This window comes from Streptomyces sp. SUK 48, from assembly GCF_009650765.1.
Taxonomy (GTDB): domain Bacteria; phylum Actinomycetota; class Actinomycetes; order Streptomycetales; family Streptomycetaceae; genus Streptomyces.
Genome location: NZ_CP045740.1, coordinates 251,841 through 274,572 on the forward strand (window position 1 = coordinate 251,841; position 22,732 = coordinate 274,572).

The window sequence follows — 22,732 nt, forward strand, 5'->3', positions numbered from 1 at the left end:
CGGCACTCCCGGCCCCGCCGGGACGTGTGCCACCAGCACCGGATCGCGCCCGTCTCCCCGACCCGGCCCCGCCCGGTCCGGGAGGGTCCCGGCGGGGCGGCTCGTCGGAATCGACCTGGCCCGCGGACTCGCGGTCTTCGGCATGTTCTCGGTCCACGTCGGCCCCGACCCGGCGGTGGGCGGCCCGGTGGGATTCCTGCTGGAGACGGCGAGCGGCCGCTCCTCCGCCCTCTTCGCCCTGCTGGCCGGGTTCTCCCTGGTCATCATCACCGGCCGCCCGCGGCCCCGTACCGGCCGGGCGGGCCGGCAGGCCGTGGTCACGGTCGTGATCCGGGCCGTGGTGCTGCTGGTCCTCGGCTACGCGCTGAGCGCCCTCGGCACCGAGGTCAACGTGATCCTCAGCTACTACGGGGTGCTCTTCCTCGCCGTTCTCCCGCTGTACCGGCTGCGGGCCGGGACGCTCGCCCTCGCCGCCGGCGCGGCCGCCCTGGTCCTCCCCCAGGCCCTGTACGGGATCCGGACGGCCATCGCGGACGGCGGCTGGGCGGACGCCGTCACGGCCCACGACCCCCTGGCCCTCCTCACCGGCACGGACGGCACCCTGGACCTGCTGTTCACCGGGGACTACCCGGTGCTGACCTGGATACCGTTCCTGCTCGCCGGAATGGCGGTGGCCCGGCTGGACCTGGGCCGCCCGCACACCGCCTCGCGGCTCGCGCTGACCGGCGGGGCGCTCGCGCTGCTGGGCTACGGCGGCTCCTGGCTGGCCCTGCGCCTGGTCCCGCACGCCCGCTCCGCCGTCGCGGCCGCCACGCACCGCCCGGCGTCGTCCCCCTGGTGGTGGTCCGACACCGCGGGCGAGCCCGCGGGCCGCCCCCCGCCGGGCTGGCTGCTGGTGGCCGTCCCGCACAGCGAGACGACGTTCTCGATCGTCGGGGGCACCGGAGTCGCCGTTGCCGTGGTCGCCGGCTGCCTGACCGTCGCGGCTCGGGCGCCCCGGCTCACCCGTGCGGCCGGTCCCGTCGCCGCGGTGGGCATGATGGCGCTGACCTCGTACGTCCTGCACATCCTGGCGCTGTGGTTCTTCGACGACGTCTGGTACGTCCCCGGCGTCGACGGCGACGGCATGTCCGCCCTGACGGTGCTGGCCGCGTTCATCGCTGCCACCATGCTCCTGGCGACGGTGTGGACCCGGCTGTTCAGACGCGGGCCCATGGAGCAGCTCCTGCACCTCCTCACCCGCCCGGCCAGGTCGGTCGGGTGACGGGCCACCGGCCGGGCCGGTCAGGTGACCGGCCCGGCCTCACGCGTGCGTCGCGTCCGCCGCGGCGTGCCCCGCCACCCAGCGGTCGACGCGGGCCCACTGGGCGAGCAGCCACTCGCTGCGCGCGTCGTCGCCCTGCGGGATCTGCCCGGCGGGTACGCGCCACCAGTGCGCGCGTACGACGTCACGCAGCGGCAGCCGGGTCCACGCGGTGCGCGCCGAGTGGACGACGTCCAGACCGGTATGGGCGACGAAGACGACATCGGCGGTGGGCGCGGCGGAGATCGCGGCGAAGGCGCCGGCGTCCCTCGGCGGCAGGACGTGGCGCATCCGTTCCGCGCGGCGCGCCCGGCGCGGCAGCCCGTGGCGGCGCAGCGAGGCGATCGCGCGGCGCCGCCGGCGCGGCGTGAAGTTGCCGCCCTCCGGGAAGATGACGAGGGCGTCACCCGGGCCCAGTCCGGCCGCCAGGTCCCCGATCGCCTCCTCGTCGCGGCCGTCGAGGGACGGCAGGAAGCAGTGCGGGACCTGCCCGATCAGCACGTCGAGGGCGGGGTCGGCGCGCAGGGCCCGCTTCAGGACGATGTGCGGGCGCAGTCCGGCCCGGCCGAGCAGCGTCTGCATCAGCAGGAACGAGTCGCCGACGCCGGCGTGCCGTACGAAGACCAGAACCGGCGCCGCCACCTCCCCGGACGCGATCCCCGGTGCGGGCGTCACCTCCACCCTGAGCCGGAAGACCGGTTCGGCGGCCCGTCGCAGCAGCCCCAGCAGCCGTTCCAGTACGGCGAACGCGTCCGCGGCGCGGCGCTCCTCGCGGTGCCGCCGGTCGGGCAGCCGCCGGCCCCACAGCACGGCGGCGGCCAGCAGCCCGCCCAGCTCCACCAGCAGATACAGCAGGGCGAAGCCGAGCAGGCGCACGGGACGCCACGGCTCACGGGTGACGAGCGCGAACGGGGCGCAGAGCACGCCCGCGACGACGAGGAGCCCGGCCGCCAGTGGCACGAGCGCGAGCAGGAGCGCGATGGTGGTCGCGCGGCGCAGACCGGTGACCACCGCCCCGGCCAAGCGGGCCGGGCGCCCGCGGCGGGTTCCCGTGCCGGTCACCGTGAGCCGAACGCGGTGTCGAGGTAGCGGGAGGAGGCCGCGTAGGCGCGTTCGATGCGTTCGGCCGTCCGCCCGAAGGTGCGGTGCCGCAGCTGTCGCAGGGCCGTGCCCTCGTCGTGGCTCGCCCCCGAGGGCAGCACATGGACCGTGACCCCGTCCGGCAGGTCCGCCATGTCGCGGGCGAACCGGTGCCTGCGGGCGATCTCGAACGCCACCAGGGCCACCTGCCAGGGGGCCCGCGGCGGCGAGAGGGACCGCTCGACCCGGCCCACCTGGAGGACGTACACCTCGGTCGCCCCGAGGGCCACCGCGCGGCCGACGGGGATGCTGTTGACCAGGCCGCCGTCGACGTAGTGCTCCCCGTCCATCCGGACCGGCGGCAGCAGTCCGGGCACCGCGCACGAGGCGAGCACGGCATCCACCAGCGGCCCGGCGGTGAACCACTGCTCGGCGGCCCGCTCGATGCTCGCCGCGACGCACTGGAACGACAGCGGCAGCTCCTCGATGTGCGCGACCGGGACGTGGGAGGCGAGCAACTCCCGCAGCGGAGTGGCGTGGTAGAGGTGGGTGCCGCTGCGCGCGGCGGTGCCGAGACGGCCCAGCAGCGATCCGGAGAAGACACCGGCCCGCCCCAGACCGGTCCAGAGGTCGGCGAGCCGGGCGACGGACGAACTCGACGGATCGGCCGCGACGGCGGCCCCGTTGATCGCGCCCACGGAGGTGCCGACGACGAGGTCGGGGCGCACACCCGAGGCGAAGAGGGCCTTGAGCATGCCGACCTCGTACGCGCCGAGCGCGCCACCACCGCCCAGCACGAAGGCGCGGACCGGTGGGCGGGTGGTGCGGCTTTCCTCCATGGCCGAAGAGTGCCCCGAGACGGCGCCACCACGCCTGGCGCCGTCTCGGGTCCCGCCACGGCCGGACGGCCGCCCATAACGGGAGAGCGGACGCGGCCGGGCCCCGGGGCGAGGTGCCCCGGGGCCCGGATCTCGGTGGTGGTACGGAGTCAGTGCCCGGCCGTGCCGTCGTGGCCGCCGTAGGAACGCCGCACCGCGTCCGCCGCCTTGTCGGTCTGGGCGTCGTACTTGTCGCCCGTACGCTCGTCGACCAGCCGCTCGGCGCGCTCGACGCCCTTGTCGGCCTGGTCCGGGTGGCTCTCGGCCATCTCCTTGGCCTTCTTCGCGATGTCCCCGAGCTTGCCCATGAGTTACCTCCCGCAGTGCCTGTCGTACCTGACCGCGAGTACCCCGCGCTCCGGGCGGAATGCGTCGGATCCGGGGACGAACACCAGTGCGTTCCGTCCCTCGTCCGTGCTCAGGTCCGCGGTGACGTGCCCCGGTCGGCGTCCCGTGCCGCGCGCTCCAGGCGGGCCCGGTAGTCCGCCCACCACGCCGGGTCGTCCGACGCCATGTTGTCGCCGCCCTGGCGCAGTCCGACGCCGCCGTCGACGAGTTCCCGCACGATGTCAGCGTGTCCGGCGTGCCGTTCGGTCTCGGCGATCACGTGGACGACGGCGCGATGCAGCGTCACCTCGTTCCTGCCGTCCGGCCACCAGGGCACCTTGCCGGTCGCGTCGAGCGCCAGCGCCTCGATCGTCGCGTCGGCGTGCGCCCACGCGCGGTGGTAGAGCTCCACGACGAACGCGCGCGACTCGTCGGCGGTGGCCCACATGTCCGCGTTCGGCTCGGCGCCCTCGGCCAGCCAGGGCAGCGGCTCGCCGGAGGGTCGTGCGAAAACATCGCCCAGATAGCCGAGTTCCATGCTGGCGACGTGCTTGACCAGGCCGAGGAGGTTGGTTCCGGTCGGTGTGAGCGGGCGGCGGGCGTCGTACTCCGAGAGCCCGTCGAGCTTCCACAGCAGGGCGTCACGGCCGGACTGGAGGTATCGACGCAGGTCGGCCTTGGCATCGGGTGTCGTCATGGGGTCACTCTGCCGTCCGGCCCGCCGGCGGCGGCGCCATTTCGCCATCGGCCTGCCGGACGTGAGCCGAACAGGCCGCCATGGAGCGGAGAGGGGGCTCTGCCGGTCACGGTCGGGGGTGCGAGCCCGGGACCGGGATTCCGGCGGCGCGGGCCAGTACGTCGGCGGTCCGCGATCCCGCCTCGACGGCGTGGCCGGCGGTGCTCGGCAGGCAGCGCTGACGCTCGGGGACGTACTCGGTCATGATGACGCCGGCGTGATCGGTCGCGAGCTCGTCGAGGGAGACCGGCCAGCCGCGTTCGTCCAGTGCCCGGTGCAGCTCGCGGGAACGCTCTACGTCCACCACCGGGTCCATGGTGCCGTGCACGAGCCACACGGGCGGGGGCGCGAACGAGCCGCCGTTTTGGCGGGCGTCCTCGATCGGGACGGTTCCGGTGCTCGGGGCGGCCGTGAGGTACGCGCCCGCGATCCCCACGACGGCTCGCGGCCGCCAGCCGTCGAACGCCCCGGGGTTCAGCGCGACGCCGACCGCCGCTTTGCCGCCCCGGGACCAGCCGGCGAGCACGATCCGCTCCGGGTCCCCGCCGAGACCGGCCGCGTTCCGTCGTACGAAGTCCGCCGACTCCCGCAGGTGCGTCCGGCCGCCGTCCGGGGCGTCGGGACGCCAGTCCGGCACCAGCGCGACGACGCCCCGCTCCGCGGCGGCGCGCGCGACGGCGGCGAGGACGTCCCTTTCGTCCGGACCCTGGCCGTGCCAGAGCAGCACCACGGGCACCGGCTCCGACGCGCCGGCGGGCCGGTACACGTCCAGGAGCTTGCCACTGGGTCCGTACCCGAGCCCCGCCCCGACGACAACCTCCGCGGCCACCGCGTCCTCCGATCCCTCGCCTCGCGAACCAGGTCACGCTACCAATGCGCGCTGCCGCAGGGGCGGGTGGCGTCCTTCGGACCGGCGGGATGGCCGGCTGTTCTCCGGGAGCGTGGACCGGCACCACCGTCCGGTCCCGGCCGCGGCGCCGGCCCGGCCACCCGGGGACCGCCGGATTCTCGCCAGGTGTCTACTATGTCGTCCTCGCCGGGCCCCACACTCCTCCGGCGAACCGGTGCGCCCCCTGCCCCGCGCCGCCCGAGCCCCAAGGACGAGTCACCACCATGTGCGTGCTCCTGGTCGAGGACGAAGAAGATCTCCGGCATGTCATCGAGGCCGGTCTGCGGGGCGCCGGGTACGCCGTGGACGCGGTCTCCGACTGGCCGGACGCGGACGTCCTGCTCGACCTCGCGCCGTACGGCTGCGTGGTCCTGGACCGCATGGTGCCGTCCGGGGACACCCTGACCGCGCTGCGGGAGCGCAGGCGCCGGGGCTGGACGACGCCGGTGCTGTGCCTGACGGCGATGCACGAGGTCCCGGACCGGGTGGACGGCTTCCGCGCCGGGGCGGACGACTATCTGGCGAAGCCGTTCGCGATGGTCGAGCTGGTGGCACGGGTGGGCAGTCTGGTCCGCCGGGCGCCGGACCGGACGCCCGTGCACCTGCGCCACGCCGACGTCGAGGTCGACGAGGCCCGCCGCGAGGTGCGCCGGGCCGGAATCCTGCTCTCCCTCACGCCCAAGGAGTACGCGGTGCTGCGCCAGCTCCTCCTGCACCCCGAGGAGGTCGTCACCCGCTCGGCGCTGATCGAGCACTGCTGGGACGAGATGGCCGACCCCGTGTCGAACGTGGTGGACGCGGTCGTGGCGGGGCTGCGGCGCAAGCTCGGGCCGCCCTCGCCGGTCCAGACCGTGCGCGGGCACGGGTTCCGGTTCTCCGCCGACGCGGACGCGGTGTGACGGGCGGCCCCGAGGAGCGGCGCCCGGCGGGGCGTCCGCGCCGGGCACCCCGGCGCGGGCTCCTCATACGGCTCCTCCCCCGCCGGGGCCGGGCCGCCGGGCCACGGCGCACCGCGCGTCCGTCCCCGGCCCGCCGCCGGCTCGGCCGGCTCCAGTGGCGGCTGACGCTGGCGTACACGCTGATCACGCTGGCCGGGGTGGGCGCGCTGTCGTGGCTGGTGATCCGTACGGACGCACGGTCCTGGCAGTCCGCCGAGTACGAGGACATGCACCGGCGGGCGGCGGTGGCCGTGTCGCTGATCTACTACACCGACGCGGGCATCCAGCTGGACGGCCTGTACGACGACGAGGCGACCAGCGCGGGCGCGCGGGTGATCGTGCTCCAGGCGCACGGCGGACGGCTGCGGCGGCTGTTCACCTCACGCGGCCCCGGCGTGGACGTCGAGGCGGGCGCGCTCGACCGGATAGCGCGCCGGGCGATGACGGACGACGACACCGTGAGCACGCGGGCCCGTACCGGCGGCGGCGATCCGGTGTACCTGCTGGCGCTGCCGTACTACCAGGACCAGTCGCAGAAGACGGCCGGCGCGGTGGTGGTGGCCGGTGCCCCGGGGAAGGGGCGGGCCGAGCACCAGCGGCTCGGGGTGGCGGTGCTGTCCGGCTCGGGTCTGCTGGTCCTGCTGTCGGCGGTGACCGGATACGTGCTGTCCGGGCGGAGTATGCGGCCCGCCTGGGAGGCGCTGGACGCGCAGGAGCGGCTGCTCGCGGACGCGGCGCACGAGCTGCGCACCCCGGTCGCGGTGATGCGCGGTTCGGTGGACATCGCGGACACCGATCCGGGCGGCCTGCACTCGCATCTGCCGCGGCTGCGGCGGGCCGCGGACCGGATGACGGACGTGGTCGACAACATCCTCACCCGCGGCCGGCTCCAGGCGGCGGACGCCTTCCGGCCGGTGCCGCTGCGCCTGGACCAGCTGGTCGAGCAGGTCTGCGAGGAACTGCCGGTCTCCCGGCACACGGTGACGACCTATCTGGAGGCGTCGGTGGCGACGGCCGATCCGGCACTGGTGCGGATCGCGGTACGCAATCTGCTGGCCAACGCGCTGCGGCACGGGCGGACGCCCGGGGACCCGCAGGACCGCGCCGAGGTGGACGTCATGGTGCGCGGTACGGCGGTGACGGTGGCGGACCGGGGCGCCGGGGTGGACCCGGACGGTCTGCCCGGCCTGCTGGAGCGGTTCCGCTCCGAGGGCGGCGGAACCGGCATCGGGCTGTCCCTGGTGCGGGAGGTCGCCGCCACGCACGGCGGGGAGGTGACGGTCCGGCGCAGGCCGGGCGGCGGGTCGGCCTTCGTGCTGACACTGGGACCGCTCCAGCGGTCGGCCGGACACCGCCGGGCACCGGGCCGGTCCTCGCCCCCCGGCCCTTCATGAAAACCTCATGGTCGGCGGCTCAGGATGTGCGGGCCAGTACGACCTTTGCACAGGAGTCCGTGTGTCGAAGCACTCCGCTGTACCTTTCTTCCGCCGCAGGAGCACCGTCGTCGCCGGTGCGGTCGGGGTCGCCGCCGCGCTCGGGACGGGGCTGACGCTGTCGAACGTCTTCGCGGACACCCCGGCCGCGAAGGCGGCGCCGAAGGTGGTGCTCCCCACGGCCGGCGCCACGTTCGACTACCAGATCGGCGGCGCCTACACCCCGGCCAAGGGCGTCACCGCCGTGTCCCGCGACCGGACCGCCAAGCCCGCCAAGGGCCTCTACAACGTGTGTTACGTGAACGCGTTCCAGGCCCAGCCCGACGCGCTGAGCTGGTGGACGAAGAACCAGCCCGACCTGGTTCTGCGGGACAAGAGCAAGCGGCCGGTGATCGACGGCGACTGGGACGAGGCGCTCCTGGACACGTCCACGGCCGACAAGCGCTCCCGGCTCGCCACGGTCGTCGGCGCGTGGATCGACGGCTGCGCCAAGAGCGGCTTCCAGGCCGTCGAGCCGGACAACCTGGACTCCTACGAGCGGTCCGGCGGCCGGCTGACGAAGGCGGACAACGCGGCCTTCGCGAAGCTGCTGGCCGACCGCGCGCACGCCGCCGGTCTGGCCGTCGGGCAGAAGAACACGGCCGACATGCTCGCGGACCGCGCCAAGATCGGCTTCGACTTCGCCGTCGCCGAGGAGTGCGGGCAGTACAACGAGTGCGGTGCGTTCGCCAAGGCGTACGCCGACCGGGTCTTCGTGATCGAGTACACGGACAGCGGCTTCAGCCGCGCCTGCTCGGGATTCGGCCCGAAGCTCGGCATCGTCCAGCGGGACGTGGACGTGTCGGTCCGCGGCTCGGACGACTACACCTTCCGCACCTGCTGATCAACTCCGTTCCGGAAGGCCGGTGTTCGGCCGCCCGCCGGGGCCGCCGGGCCGGTGCGGCCCGGCGGCCCGGGGCGGTCACAGGCCCGGCGGGCACATGCGCCGGGCCTTGCCGCCCTTGATCACCGCGTCGACACAGCCGCCGGGCAGGCCGTCGTGCGTGGCGGTGGAGAAGTTGGCCGTCACGGTCAGGGCACCGTCGCCGAAGGTCGTCCGCTGCACCAGGCTGTCCGGTGTCAGCCGGCTGAAGCCGGTCATCGGCAGGGTGGCCGCGGCCTTGTGCAGCGGCTCGAAGTACTTCTGCAGCGCGGCGATCTGCTTGCCGTGCTGGTCCAGTTCGGACTGGTCGAGCACCAGGTTCAGCGGCACGTTGTAGAGCATCGCCAGCAGCGCGCGGGTGCGGCTCTGGTCCGGCAGCTTCGACCAGGACAGCTCCCAGCGCTCGGTGCTGATCACCGAGTCGTGCAGCACCGTCTGGTACAGCGGCACCCGGTACCTCGGGTCGTACATCGCCTTGGCGATGCCGGCGGGCAGGTGGACGGGCTTGAAGTAGATCCCGGGCGCGCCGGCGGGCGCGTAACCGCCCCAGGTGGCCCGGTCCCGCTCCAGCGCCCACAGGCCGTCGGTGACGGGCGTGCCGGAGCCGTGGCTGAAGGACAGAACCCCGTTCGCCCAGGAGCCGGCGCTCTCCGAACCGAGGACCAGCTTCCGGTCACCGGACAGCCGTGCCATGCGCTCCAGCCGGTTCTGCCGGTCCCGCGCCTGGGTCATCGGGTGCGCCGGGGACCGGTCGGTGAACAGCTCGCCGGCCGCGTCGACGTCGAGGAAGTAGCTGTCGGCGCCGTTGGCGGTCATCTCCCGGGTCCGGTCGGCGAGATAGTGCTCGGACGGTTCGGCGCGCCGGAGCGCCTCGGAGCTGACGTAGCAGCCGCGCCCGCCGAAACCGGTGACCGGCTTGCCGTCCGCGTCCCGTACACACGCGTCCGGCCACACCGGGGCGGGCCACTTCGACACCGGGGTGTCGGCCGAGTCCGGGTCCTGTGCGTTGGCCCAGGAGTCGTACGGTCCCACGAGGTAGCCGGAGCGTTCGGCGAGGGCGACGGCCTTGGCGTCCATCGGGGAGCCGTCGGCGTCGTAGCCGAGCCACATCCGGTCGATGCCGAGGTCCCGCAGCCGGCGCACCCCCTCGGCGGTGCGTGCCTGGCCCCAGGTGTAGGCGTGGAAGGCGCCCACGAGCTTGCCCACCGCGGGGTTCGCGGCGATCTTCGCGCGCAGGGTGGTGATGCCGCCGTGGCCGAGCAGCCAGGCGCGGTAGTCGCGGGCGGCGGCCACCGGGGAGCCGTCGGTGAGCGCGAAGGTGATCTTGTAGTTCCCGGTGCCCTCCCGCGCCGAGAACGCGTGCCGTGCCTCGGTGCGCAGCCGGCCGCCGGTGGAGACGAACGCCAGCGTGCTGCCGATGTCGGACTCGGCGATGTAGCTCGAACCGTGCCCTCCCGCGAGGCTGGTGCCCCAGAAGGGCATGGTCAGGCCGTCGGAGAGGCCCGCCTCGCTGCCGGCGAGCCCGGCCTTGGACGAGTTCCACCACCGGTCGGCGACCGGCACCGCCAGGCCCTCGCCGCGCGGTATCTGCATCTCCCGGGTGGCCGGGTCGGCGCCGGTCACCGGCCAGTTCAGCGTGGCATCGCGGTCGGAGCGCACCGCCACCGCGAGGCGTCCGTCGCGGGCGGCCGCGGTCACGGTGAAGCCCGTCGACGGGTAGCGCCACGTGGCCTCGCTCCCGTGCACCGACACCTTGCCCGCGGGGCCGAGGCCGTCCGCGGCGGGCGCCGAGAGCTGCCAGCCGCGGCCGTCGTCGGCCTGGGCGCGCACGGCGAGCGACGCGGTGTCCACCACGGCGTGTCCGCCCGCGACGGGCACGGTCACCCGGCTTCCGTGCACCTCGACGCGCTGCCGGTCACCGGTGCCGTCCCCGAACGCGGTGGCCGTGCCGAGAACGCCGAGCACCGCGAGGGCGCCGCTCAGCGCGACGACCTTCTTCCTGGTCTTCCTGATCTTCCTCGCCTTCATGGTTCGTCACTGTGGTGGTCCGGGATAAGAGAGTTGTGAGAGGGGTGCGACCGAGACACGCGCCCGAGGGACGACTGTTCCGCCGGTGGCGGAACACGGGCCGGACCGGGCTCGACGCTCACTACGGTCGAGTCTCATGACGACGATGACGACACGTACGGTCACGTACCGGGCCGACGGTTTGACGATGGTCGGGCACCTCGCGCTCCCGGCCGGTGTCGGCCGCGGGCCCGCGGTGCTGCTCGGACCGGAGGGCATGGGGCTCAGCGACGTCGAGCGCCGCCGGGCCGACGCTCTCGCCGGACTGGGATACGTCGCGCTGGCCTTCGACCTCCACGGCGGGCGCTATCTAAGTGACCCCGAGGAGATGCTGGCCCGTTGCACGCCGCTGCTCGCCGATCCCGGCCGGATGCGGGGCATCGGCCATGCGGCGCTCGACGTGCTGCGCGCCGAACCGCGGACCGACCCCGACCGGATCGCCGCCGTCGGCTACGGCACCGGGGGCATCATCGGGCTGGAACTCGGCCGTGACGGCGTGGGCCTGCGCGCGATCGGGACGGTCAACGGACTGGCCACGGGCCGGCCGGGCGAGGCGGCCCGCATCCGCTGCCCGGTGTGGGCCGGTGTCGGGTCGGAAGACCCCATCATGGCGCCCGCGATACGGAACGCGTTCACCGACGAGATGCGGGCCGCGGGCGTCGACTGGCGCCTCACGGTCTACGGCGGCGCCCTGCACGCCTTCCACCACCCGCCGGTCGACCACCCGGCGGTCCCCGGCGTCGGCCACCACCCACGGCACGCGCGGCGCGCCTGGCACGACGTCGTCGGCCTGCTCGCCGAGTGCCTGCCCCTGGCGGAGGATCCGGGGGCATGACCCAGGTGGGCATGCCGGCCGGGACACCGGCGCTCGACGCGTGCCCGGAGACCGGCCGGAGTATCTCGGTCACCCCCCTGAGAGGTCTTCGGACCCGGCGGAGTCCGGTACCCGCAGCCGGAAGAGCGCGCCGCCGCCGGGCGCGTGTCCCGCGCTGAGGTCGGCGTGGTGGGCGCGGGCGATCTGGCGGGCCATGGCCAGTCCCAGCCCGGAGCCCGGCAGGGCGCGCGCCGTGCGGGCGCGGTAGAAGCGGTCGAACACGTAGGGCAGGTCCTCGGCGGCGATGCCCGGCCCGTGGTCGCGGATCTCCAGGACCATGCCGCCCGCCGCACGGGCCAGGGTGACCTCGACGGGACGGCCGGGCGGACTGAACTTGGCCGCGTTGTCGAGCAGGCTCGACAGCAGCCGGGACAGCCGCGCCGGTACGCCCGCCACCGTCCCGGTCTGCGTGTCGGGGGCGGTCCGCAGGTGGAAGGGGACGTCCGGCCAGTGGTCGCGGGCCGCGTCGACCGCGTGGGCGACGACCGACGCCAGAAGGACGTCCTCCACCAGCGGGTCCGGCTCCTCCTCGCGGGCCAGTTCGATCAGGTCGTTGACGAGGACGGTGACCTCGCGCAGCTGGCGGCCGAGGGCGCCGGCCGCCCGCTCCCGCTGCGCCTCGGTCAGCCGGTCGGCGCGCGCGAGCAGGTCGGCGTTGGCGCGCAGCGCGGTGAGCGGGGTGCGCAGTTCGTGGGAGGCGTCGGCGACCAGCCTGCGCTGGGCGGTGACGGACTTCTCCAGCTCCCCGAGCATGGTGTTGAAGGCGGCGGCGAGCCGGGTGATCTCGTCGTCGCCGTCCGCCCGTTCGGGGGGCAGCTCGATGCGGTGGCGGGCGTCGCGGGTGGCGGCGATGCGCTCTGCGGTCGCGGTCAGCCGGGCGACGGGGGCGAGGCCGGTCCGGGAGACCCAGAAGCCGAGTACCCCGGCGAGGACCACACCGGCCGCGCCGACGGCACCGAGCAGTCCGGCGGCCTGCCGTACCCCTTGGTCGACGGTGTCGGCGCGCACCGCGACCTGGAGGGCGCGGCCCGTCCGCAGGGGGGTGGTCAGCATCCGGGCGCGGTGGCCGGCGAGGCGGATTTCGCTGTAGGAGGGGCCGCGGGTCCCGGCCGCCACCTGGCGGGTGGCGCCGGTGACGGGCAGCAGGTAGGGGGCCGCCGGATCGTCCCCGGCGCGGGCGGGCACCAGCTGGGTGCAGGCCGGGGCGGCGAGGTACCGGCACTCCCCCTGGACGACGCCCGGCGGTTCCCGCCGGTACTGCTGGGCGGCCAGCCGCGCGGACTGGGTCAGATGCAGGTCCAGCTGGTGCAGCAGCTGGTGGCGGATCACCAGGAACGCGGCGGCGCAGACCCCCACCACGACGACGGCGACGGCGGCCGAGGCCGCGAGGGTCAGCCGGGTGCGCAGCCGGTGGCGCGGCCATCCGCCGCCCCGCCGTGCGGACCGGCGCCGCGGCAGGCCCCTCATGGCAGGTCCAGCCGGTAGCCGATGCCGTGCACGGTGTGCACCAGGCGGGGTTCGCCCCCGGCCTCCAGCTTGCGCCGCAGGTAACCGACGTACACGGCGAGCGAGTTGGACTCCGGTCCGAAGTCGTGGCCCCACACACGGTCCAGGATCACGCTCCTCGGCAGCGCCTGTCCGGGGTGCTGGATCAGCAGCTCCAGCAGGGAGAACTCGGTGCGGCTGAACTCGACGGCGCGGGGGCCGCGCCGCCCGGTGCGGGTGACCGGGTCGACGACGAGATCGGCGAACGACAGCTCCGTGCCGGCCGCGGGCCCGGTGGGCGCGGAGCGGCGCAGCAGGGCCCGTACGCGTGCCACCAGCTCGTCCAGGGCGAAGGGTTTGACCAGGTAGTCGTCGGCGCCCGCGTCGAGGCCGTCGACCCGTTCGCGCACCGAGCCGAGGGCGGTGAGGACCAGGACCGGGGTGCGGTCGCCCAGGTCGCGCAGCCGCCGGCAGACCGCGAGCCCGTCCAGGCCCGGCAGCATCACGTCGAGCACCATGGCGTCGGGTTCCCACGCGGCCACGGCGGACAGCGCGCCGGGCCCGTCCTGCGCCCCGCGTACGTCGTAGCCCTCCACCGCGAGGCCGTCCTCGACGGCGTACCGCACTTCGGGCTCGTCGTCGACGACCAGAATCCTCGCCGCCCGCACCCGCTCACCTGCACTGTTCATACGGTCAGCTTGCCAAACGCGGGCCGGAGGGTGTCGCGGAAGACCGCCGGGAGGGCCTCGGCCCGGTGCTAGACGGGCTGCCAGGGGTTGGACGCGTAGCACTTCACGAGCAGGGCCGTGAGGTCGGGGTCGACGGTCAGCGCGGTGTCGTCGATGCTCGTGACCGGGACGGCCGGGGAGATCGAGTTCGTCAGGAAGGCCGCGAGGGACGGGGTGAGGTCCGGGAGGCGGAGGTCGCGGTGTTCGGACGGGATTCCCTCGGCGGCCAGGCCGCGTTGGAGGAGCCGCGTCGTGATGCCGGGCAGGACGGCGGCCTCGGTCCACAGGACGTGGCCGTCGGCGAAGAAGGCGATGTTCGAGATCGATGCCTCGCCGACGCGGCCGTCGCGGTCGGTGAACAGGACGTCGTCGTAGCCGGCGAGGACCGCCCGGCGGCGGCGGAGGCTGAGTCCGAAGGTCCCGGCGTGCTTGACGTGGGGGAGATCCCGCTCGTACGGCGTCGTCCGCAGCCGTACCGGTGCGGTCCGTGCCGCGAGGGGCGCGGTCGTCGTCACGGCGAGGTCGGGTTCCGTGGGCTCGCCGCGCAGGACGGCGTCCTGGTGGCGGCTGAAGACGGTCACCCGGGCGGTCACCGCGTCCGGTGCGGCCCGGAGGGCGCGCCGCAGGCAGGCGCGTACGCGGTCGGGGTCCAGGCCGGTCCCGAACAGTTCCCGGGTGCTGTCGTCGAGCCGTTCCAGATGCAGGTCCAGGCCGCGGACCGCTCGGTCGCGTGCCTGCATGGCGGTGAAATGCGCGTAGTTGGCCCGCGCGAGCAGTTTCAGATCGTCGCTGTCCGCTTCGACGCCGTTGACTTCCACCCGGTCGATGACGACCCCTCCCCCGCTGGTACCGGTGCCCGACGGTAGTCCCCGGGAGGGCGCCGCATCCACGCGCCGGTGCCGTCCCGTGGCCGGCGGTGAGCGGTGCGGTCAGGGCGGAGCCACCGGGTGTGGTGGGCGAGTCCCTGACCGCTGCGTCGGCTGCGGGGCCGGCCGGTGTCAGACGCGGTCGGCGGCGATCAGGACGTACTGGAAGGAGCCGTCGCGGTAGGACTCGATGAACGCCTCTTCGATGCCGGTGACCAGTGAGGACGTGGCCCGCAGCTCCCAGTAGGGCAGGGTGTCGGGGGTCAGGTCGATGATCGTCTGGGGCACGAGCCGGTTGTCGGCCATGGCGCGCAGGTACTCACGGCGCGAGTGGATGTTGCACTCGAAGTGGGCGTTGATCTGGGAGACCCACTTGGAGGGCTGTCCGTAGCGCGGGTTCCAGCAGCCGGTGATCGTCACGTAGCGGCCGCCCACCTTGAGGAAGCGGGAGTGCTCGGCGAACAGGTCGTGCAGGTCGACGTACATCGTGGACTCGTTGTTCCACGAGGCGGCGACGCTGCCCTTCTCGAAGGGGGTGTCGAGCATGTTGCACACGTGGGAGCGGACGTGGTCCTGGATACGGAGGTCTCGCGCGCGCCCGTTGCCGAACTCGGCCTGCGTCTTGGAGAGGGTGACGCCCTGGACCTCGCAGCCGAAGCGCTGATGGGCCATCACCATGGAGCCGCCGCGCCCGCAGCCGGCGTCGACGAGGGTGTCCTCGCTCGTGATGGCGCCGAGGTGGTCCAGGAGCAGCTCCGCCTGGGCGGACTCCAGCCGGTGCAGCTCGGCGATGAGCTTCTTCTCGTACTCGCGGTGCTCCGGGTCGCCGAGCGCGGCGTGGTCGACGGCGCCGATGCCGTAGTGGTGGTGGTAGAGGCCGTCCACGTCACCGAGGCGCAGGTTCACCGGCCGCGCCTCGTTGTTCCAGTACCGGGCGATGTCCTCCTGGTAGGGGGTCGCCGGGGCCGGGATCGTCGTGGCGAGGCCGGGGGTCGTTTCCGTGGTCACAGGTGTATCCGTTCTTTACCAGAAGTCGGGCAGGCTGTAGCGGTAGGTGTTGGTGCGGTGCCAGTCGTGGTTGCCGTCGACCCAGGTGGCCACGCCCTTGAGGAAGCGCAGCACGCCGGGCAGGGGGCACTCCGCGGCGACCTCGGCGGCCGCGGTCTCGAAGCCGTGCATCAGCTGGTTGTGGACCTCGACGGCCTTCAGGTACGCGTCGCGTTCGGAGAGCCCCTCGCGCTTCGCGATCACCACGGGCAGGTTCAGATGCAGGCCGGGGCCGCCGAGTTCCTTGGTGTAGGAGTAGAGGTCGTTGACGATGGTGGCCGCGTTGCCGGCGAGGGCGATGGCCCGCTGCATCGTGGGCAGGGCGTGCAGGTCGGCCGGCAGTTCGTAGCCGCCGACGGTGTCGGTGATGGTCGGGCAGGGGCGGAAGTTGTTGAACTGCCGCATCGCCAGGTACTCCCACACCTGTGGCACGTACTCCGTCTGCGCCCATGCGGCCTCGGCCAGGTAGCCCATGTGCAGCCGGGCCATGTCGTGCCGGTAGCGGTCGGCCTGTGAGGGCGTGGCGGCGCGGACGAAGTAGTCCATCGCGCTGCGGTAGGCGCGCCGCGGGGCGTCGGAGCCGAGCGACTCCTCCCACGCCGGGGCGTACTCGGGTGTGGTGTGGAGGTGGTCGAGCGCGGTGTGCGCGAGGAGGAGGCGCCCGCCGAGGCCGATGGGCGAGCCGCCGTGGTCCTCGCAGTAGCAGTCGTCGAGGGCGTTCTCCGCGACCATCAGCCGGGTGGCGAGCATCAGATGGTCGACGCCGGGGGCGTCGGGGTGGCAGCCGACCATGTAGCGGCCGACGGAGAAGCCGTCGAACTGGCCCTCCCACTCCTCGGGGTAGAGCTGGACCTCGTCCTCGGCCCAGCGCTTGATCCGGCGGCTCACCTCCTCGACGCGGCCGGGGTCGGGCTCCGGGACGGGGTGGTGGTAGAGGCCGGGGACGACGTCGCCTTCGGCGGCGGAGACGGCGGGGCAGGGAGCGGCGGCGACGGTTCCGGCGACGGGGCCGCTTCCGGTGCCAGGGCCGGTGTCGGCGCCGCGTCCGGCGGCCGGAGGGCGCGGGCCAGGGAGAGGGAGGACGTGCCCAGGCCGGTCGGGCCGCCGAGGATCCGCCGGAGGCCGGACCCGGCGGCGGGCGCGGGCGGCGCGGCCGGTTCCGTGGAGGCAACGGTGGCCGCCCGGATCGAGGGCGTGGCCGGCTGCTGCGCGGGGACGGTTGGTCCGAGGGGCCCGGGAGCGGGCATCTGCGACTCCTTGCTGCGGCGGCGGAGGACGGACTCGTGCTGGGTGGGGCGGGGTCGGCGCCCTCGTCCGCGAAACGGTTTTCCTAGTCGCGCCTGCGGGCGATGTGCACGTTCTCCAGTACGCCGAGCGCGTCGGGCACGAGGACCGCGGCGGAGTAGTACGTGCTGACCAGATAGGAGGTGACCGCCTGCTCGTTGATGCCCATGAAGCGCACCGAGAGGCCCGGCTCGTGCTCCTCCATCAGACCGGTCTGCCACAGGCCGATGACGCCCTGGTTCTCCTCGCCCGTGCGCAGCGCGATGACGGAGCTGGTCTGCTCCTCGCTGATCGGGATCTTGTTGCAGGGCAGGATCGGGACCCCGCGCCAGGCCGGGACGGTCTGTCCGCCGACGTCGACGTGGTCCGGGTAGAGGCCGCAGGCGGTGAACCCGCGTCCGATCGCGGCGATCGTCCTCGGGTGGGCGAGGAAGAACTTGGTGCCCCGGCGCCGGGTGAGCAGTTCGTCCATGTCGTCCGGGGTCGGCGGCCCGGAGTGGGGCTGGACGCGCTGCTTGAAGTCGGCGTTGTGCAGCAGCCCGAACTCGCGGTTGTTGATGAGCTCGTGCTCCTGGCGCTCGCGCAATGCCTCGACCGTGAGCCTGAGTTGCTCCTCGGTCTGGTTCATCGGCCCGTTGTAGAGGTCGGCGACCCGGGTGTGGACGCGCAGGATGGTCTGCGCGACGGAGAGCTCGTACTCGCGCGGGTTCAGCTCGTAGTCGACGAAGGTGTGCGGCAGTTCGGCCTCGCCGACGTGCCCGGCGGACATCGCGATCTCGGCCTCGCCGTACTTGTTCTGCCGCTTGCGGGTGGTGGAGCTGAACCGCTCGACGTGGGTCCGCAGGCTCGGCGCGGAGTCGTGTACGGCGGCGAAGTCGGCGCGGGAGAGGGTGAGGAGGGTGCCGGACGTCTCGGCGGTGGCCGTGTAGGCGTGCCGGGAGTCGCCGTCCAGGAGGGCTTCCTCGCCGAAGTGCTCGCCGTCCGCGAGGACCGCGAGGGCGACCTCGGTGCCGTACTGGCCGTGGCCGGTCTTGCTGACGCGGCCGTGCGCGATCATATGGAGGCGGTCGGCGGGCGTCCCGCGTTCGACGAGGACCTCGCCGGCGGCGAAGTCGCGCTGGGTGCAGCGGTCGGCGAGGGCGGTGAGGGCGTCGAGGTCCGCGAAGCCCCGCAGCAGGGCCAGTTCACCGAGTTCGCGGGGGATCACGCGGACCGCCGCGCCCTCCTGGACGAACTCGATGCGGCCGTCGCCGAGGGTGTGCCGCAGCCGTCGGTTGACCCGGTAGGCGCCGCCCTTGGTCTCGACCCAGGGGAGCATCCGCAGCAACCACCGGGAGGTGATCTCCTGCATCTGCGGGGCGGACTTGGTGGTGGTGGCGAGATTGCGGGCGGCGGCGGTGCTCAGGGACTGCTGCGGTACGGTCCGGGGCTCCGGGCTGCTGTCGACGGTCATCGAGGTGGGCCTCTCCTTGCGTGACAGGGCGGTCGACGCACGGGGCGCCGACCGCGAAAGGGAGGAATGGCGCGGGAGGGATCTCGGGGACCCGCCCACGCAGAGGACCGTAATGGCCGGTCAGGCCCCCGCCTCCGGAATACCGGTGGGCTTACTCCGAAGCGGTGATAAAAAATTGAACACGGTTTATCGGGCCGACAGGCGGCATTGCGCCATCTCCGCGAGGGCCGGGGCGGGACGCGGCGGTCCGCACAAGACGATCACCGCGTCGCGCCCGTACATGATCGAGCCAAGCCGCTGGCGGGACCGGCCACGCATGTTCGATTTCCTGCCGGGGCCGGGCCGGAAGGCTCATGTCCGGGGGCCGGGCCGGAAGGCTCATGTGAGGACCATCCAGCGGCGGCCGGCGAGGAGTTCACGGGCCGCGTCGAGGTGGCCGGCGTGACACGCGGTCTCCGTGATGACATGCAGCAGGACGTCGCGCATGGAATGCAGGTGCGGTTCACCGAAGAGGTCGCGGGGCCACCAGGCCGGCGGCGCGTCGACGGGGGTGGCGGTGATGACGGCGTCGGCGCGCTCCGCCTCCCGCCGGTACCGGTCGAGCACATCGGCGGCCGGTACGTCCGGAGCCACCCGCCAAGCCGTGTCACCGCCCGTCAGGCCCCGGACGACCGCCTCGTCCCCGGCGACGACCGCGCGGAACCAGAACCGCTCCACGTCCAGCGTGAGGTGCTGGACCATGCCGAGGCAGTGCCGGCCGGACGGCAGCACGGGGCGGCGCAGATCCTCCGGGTCGAGCCCGTCGGGCATGCCGAGGACGTGGCGCCGCTGCCCGTCCAGAACCCGGAGCAGCGCGCCGGCCTCACCGCCCGGGACTGATTCGTTCAGGTTCTCGCTCATGACACCCAGGGTTCCTGAATTGCCGCTCCCCTGTGCGGAGTTCCTCCGGCATTGGGCCCGCTCGCTCGGCCCCGGGCCGGTGGCACCCGGGGTCAGGAGGCCGGGTCGGCGGCGGACACCTTGCGTCGGGTGTCCGCGAGGTGGAAGCCGATGGAGCGGGCGAGGGACAGCGCGTCCGCGGGGTCGTCGGCCCGGAAGGAGCAGCGACGGATCAGGCCGACCCCGTCGGGTGAGAGGCCCTCGCGGGCGAGGACGAAGAGGAGGGCGAGGAGGGCGGCCCGGGCGTTGCCGTCGTCGAAGGGGTGGAAGAAGCAGACGTCGAGATGGGCGCGTGCGGCCCGGGCGACGAGGGGAAGCGGCCGCCCCGCGTCCCGGGCGCTCTCCGCCAGGCAGGCATCGAGGCGGGCCCGGGTGTCCGGGCCGATGCCGTAGCGTTCCCGGCCCCGTTTGGCGAAGGCCGGCAGGGTGCGGAACGGCGGTGGCTGCGCTGTGCCGAGGACGTGCCGCTGCCAGCTCCGGAGCAGTTCGAAGTCGAGCGTGGCGCCGCGCGCGGCGTCGGCCCGGATCAGTTCCAGGGCGGTGAGCAGGCCCTGCGCGCGGGCCGGGTCCACGGCGCCGTCGAAGGCCCGGATGTCCTCCGCCACGCCGTCGCGCGGCGGGGTCAGGGGTCCCTGCTCGCCGTCGTCCGGAGCGTCCTGCCAGGGGACCGTCCGGCGTACGGCGAGCCACCGTTCGAGGTGGTCCGGTACGGGGCCGGCGGCCGGTCGGGCGCGGTCCTCGGGCCGCAGCGAGCCGGCGAGCCGGTCCGCGACGTCCTCCACCAGGACCGGATCGGGGCCGGTCCAGCTCTCGAACCGCCCCCCGATCGCCTCCTCGACCAGTTCGTCCGCGACCTCGGGTGCCACGCCCCAGCGGCTGAGGAACCAGCCCAGGACCTGCTCGCAGTGTCCGTACCAGCCGCTGCCGCAGCCGGTGCGGTCGGTCACGTGCCGGATCAGGTTCCGGGCGACGCGCTGCCACAGGATCCGCTGGTCCTCGACCCCGGCCAGGTCCAGCGGGTACGGCTCGAACCAACGGGCGAGGCCCTCCAGCCACTCACGCCATTCGCACAGCGCCGCCACGACACGGTCGAGCGTCTCCTGCGGGGTCGTGATCGAGTCCCGTGGGCAGCACCAGCTCCCGACCGGTCCCCCGTCGTAGTCGCCTTCGTCGTGCGCCCAGCGCCAGCCCGCGGTCCAGGGGCCGTAGTGCTCGGCGAGCGCGTGTGCCATGGCGTCGGCCCAGGGCCTGCCCTCCTCCCAGCTCCAGGCGTGCATCGCCGGATCGCCGGCGGGGACATCGGGGCGGACGGGCACCCTGAGGGCGGGACCGAGCGACCGCACCACCCGCGACGCCGAGGCCATGTCGAAGGGGTACCGGGCGGGGTCCACATCGGACCAGTCCAACAGGCGCGGGGACAAGGTGATATCCACCGCGTCAGCCTGTCCGTTCGACCGCCCGTGGTTCAAATGGATTACGGCTCGCCGTGCCGGGCCGGCGTCCTCGCCCGTGTGCGGCGGGTTCCGGGTTCCGGTGGTGGTCCGACATACTCCCGGGGGCTCACACCTGCCGGGGGCGCGAGATGGTCGTTCGCTCCCGGGGTGGCGAATGGAGGAGGAACGTGCAGCACCACATACGCCGGCCGGCGCGTGGACGCCGGTCGGTGCTCGTCGCGGTGGTCCTGGTCGTCGCGGCCGCGCTCGGGGGCTGTTCGGACCCGCCGCGGAAGGTGTCGGGACTGCTGGACACCACCCGGCGGGTGCCGGCGACGAGCCGGCTCGCGACGCGGCCGCACATGGTCAGGCACTGCCACGCGGAATCCGGGCGGGTGCGCGACACGTCCCGACGCGGCAGCAAGAAACGCACCTGGTACACGACCAGGACGACGACCGTGTGCACGAAGGTGCGGCAGGGCACGGAGACCTACCGCCGCGTGATCCGCCGGGAGCGCTGGTGCGTCATGCTGGACGACGTGGGCGGCAAGCGCTCCCGGGACCATCTCTGGTACCGGGTCGCCAGGAACGCCTATACGGATGCCCGGCTGCGCGAGAGCGGCAGCAGGATGGCGATCGAGCCGGAACACGACGGCTGCTGAGCGACGGGGGCCAACGTCCCGGTGCGCGGGGCAGGTTCGCGGGGGGCGGCGCTGGGCAGGGTCCGGTGGACAGGGCGAGGGGCGCCGAGCGCCGTTCCCCGGTCCGACCACTCACAGGAGAGTTTGGGACACTCTTTGCGCGGGACACGCAACTGAGGTCCGCCTTCTCCTTGTCTGGCAGGGAGTCGGGCCCGTCAGGGCCGAAGGTACGAGAGAGCGGGGTAGGCAGTGGGACGGCGCAAGGGCAGCATAGGGATCGCACTGGTCACGGGTGCCGTGCTGATGGGTGCGAGTGCCTGCGGCGGCGGAAGTGGCTCCGACACGGTCGGCGGTGACGCGAAGGCGCCGGGCAAGTCGACCGCGAGCGCCTCGCCCTCACCGACGAAGCCCGCGGGTCCGCCGATGCTGCTGGACACGATCACCCCGCAGAACGGCACCACGGTGGGCGTGGCCATGCCCATCTCGGTCGTGTTCACCAACCCCGTGGCGGCCAAGGCGCGGGCCGCGGTGGAGAAGCACATGAAGGTCAGCACCTCCACGCCGGTGGCCGGTGCCTGGCACTGGTTCGGCGACAAGCGCGCCGACTGGCGGCCGAAGGACTACTGGCCCTCCGGCACGAAGGTGAAGATCGACGCCGACATGCAGGGCGTCAGCAACGGCGCCGGACGCTACGGCGTGCGCGACTACACGCACACCTTCACGATCGGCGACGACGTCCGCGCGGACGTCTCGGTCACCGGCCACACCATGAAGGTGACCCGTGGCGGCAAGCCGGTGCGCACCCTGTCCATCAACGCCGGCAGCCCCGAGTACCCGACGTGGAACGGCACGATGGCCGTCATCGACAAGCAGGAGAAGGTCCACATGACCTCCTGCAGCGTCGGCATCAGCTGCGACAAGGGCAGCCCCAACTACTACGACCTGACGCTGCCCTGGGACGTGCACCTGACCCAGAGCGGTACGTACGTCCACTACTCGACCGGCGACCCCACGCCGGGCGGCGGCAGCGCCCGCGGCTCGCACGGCTGCGTCCACCTGTCCCTGTCGGACGCCAAGTGGTTCTACGGCCAGGTCAAGCAAGGCGACCCCATCACCATCACGGGCTCCTCCCGGGCCAAGGCGGATCCGGACAACGGCTACGCGGACTTCAACCTGGACTGGACCCAGTGGCTCGCGGGCAGCGCCTCCGGGGAGGGCACGACCACGGCGCTCTGACCGACCGCCGCCCGATGGCTCGGACGGCCCCCGCCGCGGCGTCGCGTCGGGGTGGCCGTCCATCGGCCGCGTCGTGACGACGAGCGCGTGGACGAGGACGAAAGGTCCTCGTCCACGCCTCGTCGCGCGGCGCGGCCGCGGTCGTCCACGCCGGGCATCGTCCCGACCCCAGC

20 protein-coding genes and 1 pseudogene are annotated in these 22,732 nt (G+C 73.7%); 7 read left to right on the forward strand and 14 right to left on the reverse strand.

The annotated features are described in order from the left end of the window. Positions 1 to 109 precede the first annotated feature (109 nt). A complete protein-coding gene (locus GHR20_RS01110) occupies positions 110 to 1,264 on the forward strand; it encodes a DUF418 domain-containing protein (RefSeq protein WP_275549805.1) in 1,155 nt (384 codons plus the stop codon). A 39-nt stretch (positions 1,265 to 1,303) separates the two neighbouring features. Here GHR20_RS01110 and GHR20_RS01115 read toward each other — a convergent pair whose 3' ends face one another. The 5 genes from GHR20_RS01115 to GHR20_RS01135 all read right to left on the reverse strand — a co-directional run bounded on the left by GHR20_RS01115 (position 1,304) and on the right by GHR20_RS01135 (position 5,153). Beyond that, positions 1,304 to 2,365 carry a 1-acyl-sn-glycerol-3-phosphate acyltransferase gene (locus tag GHR20_RS01115; RefSeq protein WP_153811858.1) on the reverse strand — a complete coding sequence of 354 codons (1,062 nt, stop codon included), beginning with the start codon at positions 2,363 to 2,365 and terminating at the stop codon, positions 1,304 to 1,306. Next, positions 2,362 to 3,222 carry a patatin-like phospholipase family protein gene (locus GHR20_RS01120; protein ID WP_153811859.1) on the reverse strand — a complete coding sequence of 287 codons (861 nt, stop codon included), beginning with the start codon at positions 3,220 to 3,222 and terminating at the stop codon, positions 2,362 to 2,364. Before GHR20_RS01120 ends, GHR20_RS01115 begins: the two co-directional genes overlap by 4 nt. Positions 3,223 to 3,371: 149 nt before the next feature. Next, the gene (locus GHR20_RS01125) at positions 3,372 to 3,569 is read right to left on the reverse strand and encodes an antitoxin (RefSeq protein ID WP_111581563.1); all 198 of its coding nucleotides are present in this window, start codon (positions 3,567 to 3,569) and stop codon (positions 3,372 to 3,374) included. 110 nt (positions 3,570 to 3,679) lie between these two features. Further along, positions 3,680 to 4,285 (reverse strand): DinB family protein, encoded by a 606-nt coding sequence (locus GHR20_RS01130; RefSeq protein WP_153811860.1) that lies wholly within the window; start codon positions 4,283 to 4,285, stop codon positions 3,680 to 3,682. A 106-nt stretch (positions 4,286 to 4,391) separates the two neighbouring features. Further along, positions 4,392 to 5,153, reverse strand: a complete 762-nt coding sequence (locus GHR20_RS01135; protein ID WP_153811861.1) for an alpha/beta fold hydrolase — start codon at positions 5,151 to 5,153, stop codon at positions 4,392 to 4,394. 284 nt (positions 5,154 to 5,437) lie between these two features. Here GHR20_RS01135 and GHR20_RS01140 point away from each other — a divergent pair, with 284 nt between their 5' ends. The 3 genes from GHR20_RS01140 to GHR20_RS01150 all read left to right on the forward strand — a co-directional run bounded on the left by GHR20_RS01140 (position 5,438) and on the right by GHR20_RS01150 (position 8,467). Then, positions 5,438 to 6,112 (forward strand): response regulator transcription factor, encoded by a 675-nt coding sequence (locus tag GHR20_RS01140; protein ID WP_153811862.1) that lies wholly within the window; start codon positions 5,438 to 5,440, stop codon positions 6,110 to 6,112. Further along, on the forward strand, positions 6,109 to 7,545 hold the full coding sequence (locus GHR20_RS01145; protein ID WP_343335981.1) for a HAMP domain-containing sensor histidine kinase: 1,437 nt from the start codon (positions 6,109 to 6,111) through the stop codon (positions 7,543 to 7,545). The genes GHR20_RS01140 and GHR20_RS01145 overlap by 4 nt, the downstream gene beginning before the upstream one ends. A gap of 61 nt (positions 7,546 to 7,606) precedes the next feature. Continuing rightward, entirely contained in the window at positions 7,607 to 8,467 is an 861-nt protein-coding gene (locus tag GHR20_RS01150) for an endo alpha-1,4 polygalactosaminidase (protein ID WP_153811863.1), read from the forward strand. Positions 8,468 to 8,545: 78 nt separating this feature from the next. Here the strand turns inward: GHR20_RS01150 and GHR20_RS01155 are convergent, their stop codons facing one another. Then, the gene (locus GHR20_RS01155) at positions 8,546 to 10,534 is read right to left on the reverse strand and encodes a glycoside hydrolase (RefSeq protein ID WP_153811864.1); all 1,989 of its coding nucleotides are present in this window, start codon (positions 10,532 to 10,534) and stop codon (positions 8,546 to 8,548) included. Positions 10,535 to 10,670: 136 nt separating this feature from the next. Between GHR20_RS01155 and GHR20_RS01160 the strand changes: the two genes are divergently transcribed. Then, the gene (locus GHR20_RS01160) at positions 10,671 to 11,408 is read left to right on the forward strand and encodes a dienelactone hydrolase family protein (protein ID WP_153811865.1); all 738 of its coding nucleotides are present in this window, start codon (positions 10,671 to 10,673) and stop codon (positions 11,406 to 11,408) included. A 69-nt stretch (positions 11,409 to 11,477) separates the two neighbouring features. Here GHR20_RS01160 and GHR20_RS01165 read toward each other — a convergent pair whose 3' ends face one another. The 8 genes and pseudogenes from GHR20_RS01165 to GHR20_RS01200 all read right to left on the reverse strand — a co-directional run bounded on the left by GHR20_RS01165 (position 11,478) and on the right by GHR20_RS01200 (position 20,682). Next, entirely contained in the window at positions 11,478 to 12,914 is a 1,437-nt protein-coding gene (locus tag GHR20_RS01165; protein WP_153811866.1) for a HAMP domain-containing sensor histidine kinase, read from the reverse strand. After that, positions 12,911 to 13,621 carry a response regulator transcription factor gene (locus GHR20_RS01170; RefSeq protein ID WP_153811867.1) on the reverse strand — a complete coding sequence of 237 codons (711 nt, stop codon included), beginning with the start codon at positions 13,619 to 13,621 and terminating at the stop codon, positions 12,911 to 12,913. The genes GHR20_RS01165 and GHR20_RS01170 overlap by 4 nt, the downstream gene beginning before the upstream one ends. Positions 13,622 to 13,689: 68 nt before the next feature. Continuing rightward, a complete protein-coding gene (locus tag GHR20_RS01175) occupies positions 13,690 to 14,478 on the reverse strand; it encodes an aminotransferase class IV (RefSeq protein ID WP_208446826.1) in 789 nt (262 codons plus the stop codon). A 180-nt stretch (positions 14,479 to 14,658) separates the two neighbouring features. Further along, positions 14,659 to 15,534 (reverse strand): geranyl diphosphate 2-C-methyltransferase, encoded by an 876-nt coding sequence (locus GHR20_RS01180; RefSeq protein WP_153811868.1) that lies wholly within the window; start codon positions 15,532 to 15,534, stop codon positions 14,659 to 14,661. Positions 15,535 to 15,549: 15 nt separating this feature from the next. After that, positions 15,550 to 16,706 (reverse strand): annotated as a pseudogene (locus GHR20_RS01185) (family 2 encapsulin nanocompartment cargo protein terpene cyclase); the annotation flags it as partial. A 197-nt stretch (positions 16,707 to 16,903) separates the two neighbouring features. Next, positions 16,904 to 18,310, reverse strand: coding sequence for a family 2B encapsulin nanocompartment shell protein (locus GHR20_RS01190; protein WP_153811869.1), 1,407 nt, complete (start codon positions 18,308 to 18,310; stop codon positions 16,904 to 16,906). Positions 18,311 to 18,688: 378 nt separating this feature from the next. Next, entirely contained in the window at positions 18,689 to 19,210 is a 522-nt protein-coding gene (locus GHR20_RS01195) for a DinB family protein (RefSeq protein WP_153811870.1), read from the reverse strand. A gap of 92 nt (positions 19,211 to 19,302) precedes the next feature. Then, complete coding sequence (locus GHR20_RS01200) at positions 19,303 to 20,682, reverse strand: Fic family protein (RefSeq protein ID WP_243877844.1); 1,380 nt, start codon at positions 20,680 to 20,682, stop codon at positions 19,303 to 19,305. A 188-nt stretch (positions 20,683 to 20,870) separates the two neighbouring features. Between GHR20_RS01200 and GHR20_RS01205 the strand changes: the two genes are divergently transcribed. Beyond that, positions 20,871 to 21,344, forward strand: a complete 474-nt coding sequence (locus tag GHR20_RS01205; RefSeq protein WP_153811871.1) for a hypothetical protein — start codon at positions 20,871 to 20,873, stop codon at positions 21,342 to 21,344. A gap of 282 nt (positions 21,345 to 21,626) precedes the next feature. After that, positions 21,627 to 22,559 carry a L,D-transpeptidase gene (locus tag GHR20_RS01210; protein WP_111581958.1) on the forward strand — a complete coding sequence of 311 codons (933 nt, stop codon included), beginning with the start codon at positions 21,627 to 21,629 and terminating at the stop codon, positions 22,557 to 22,559. The last annotated feature ends 173 nt before the right edge of the window (positions 22,560 to 22,732 follow it).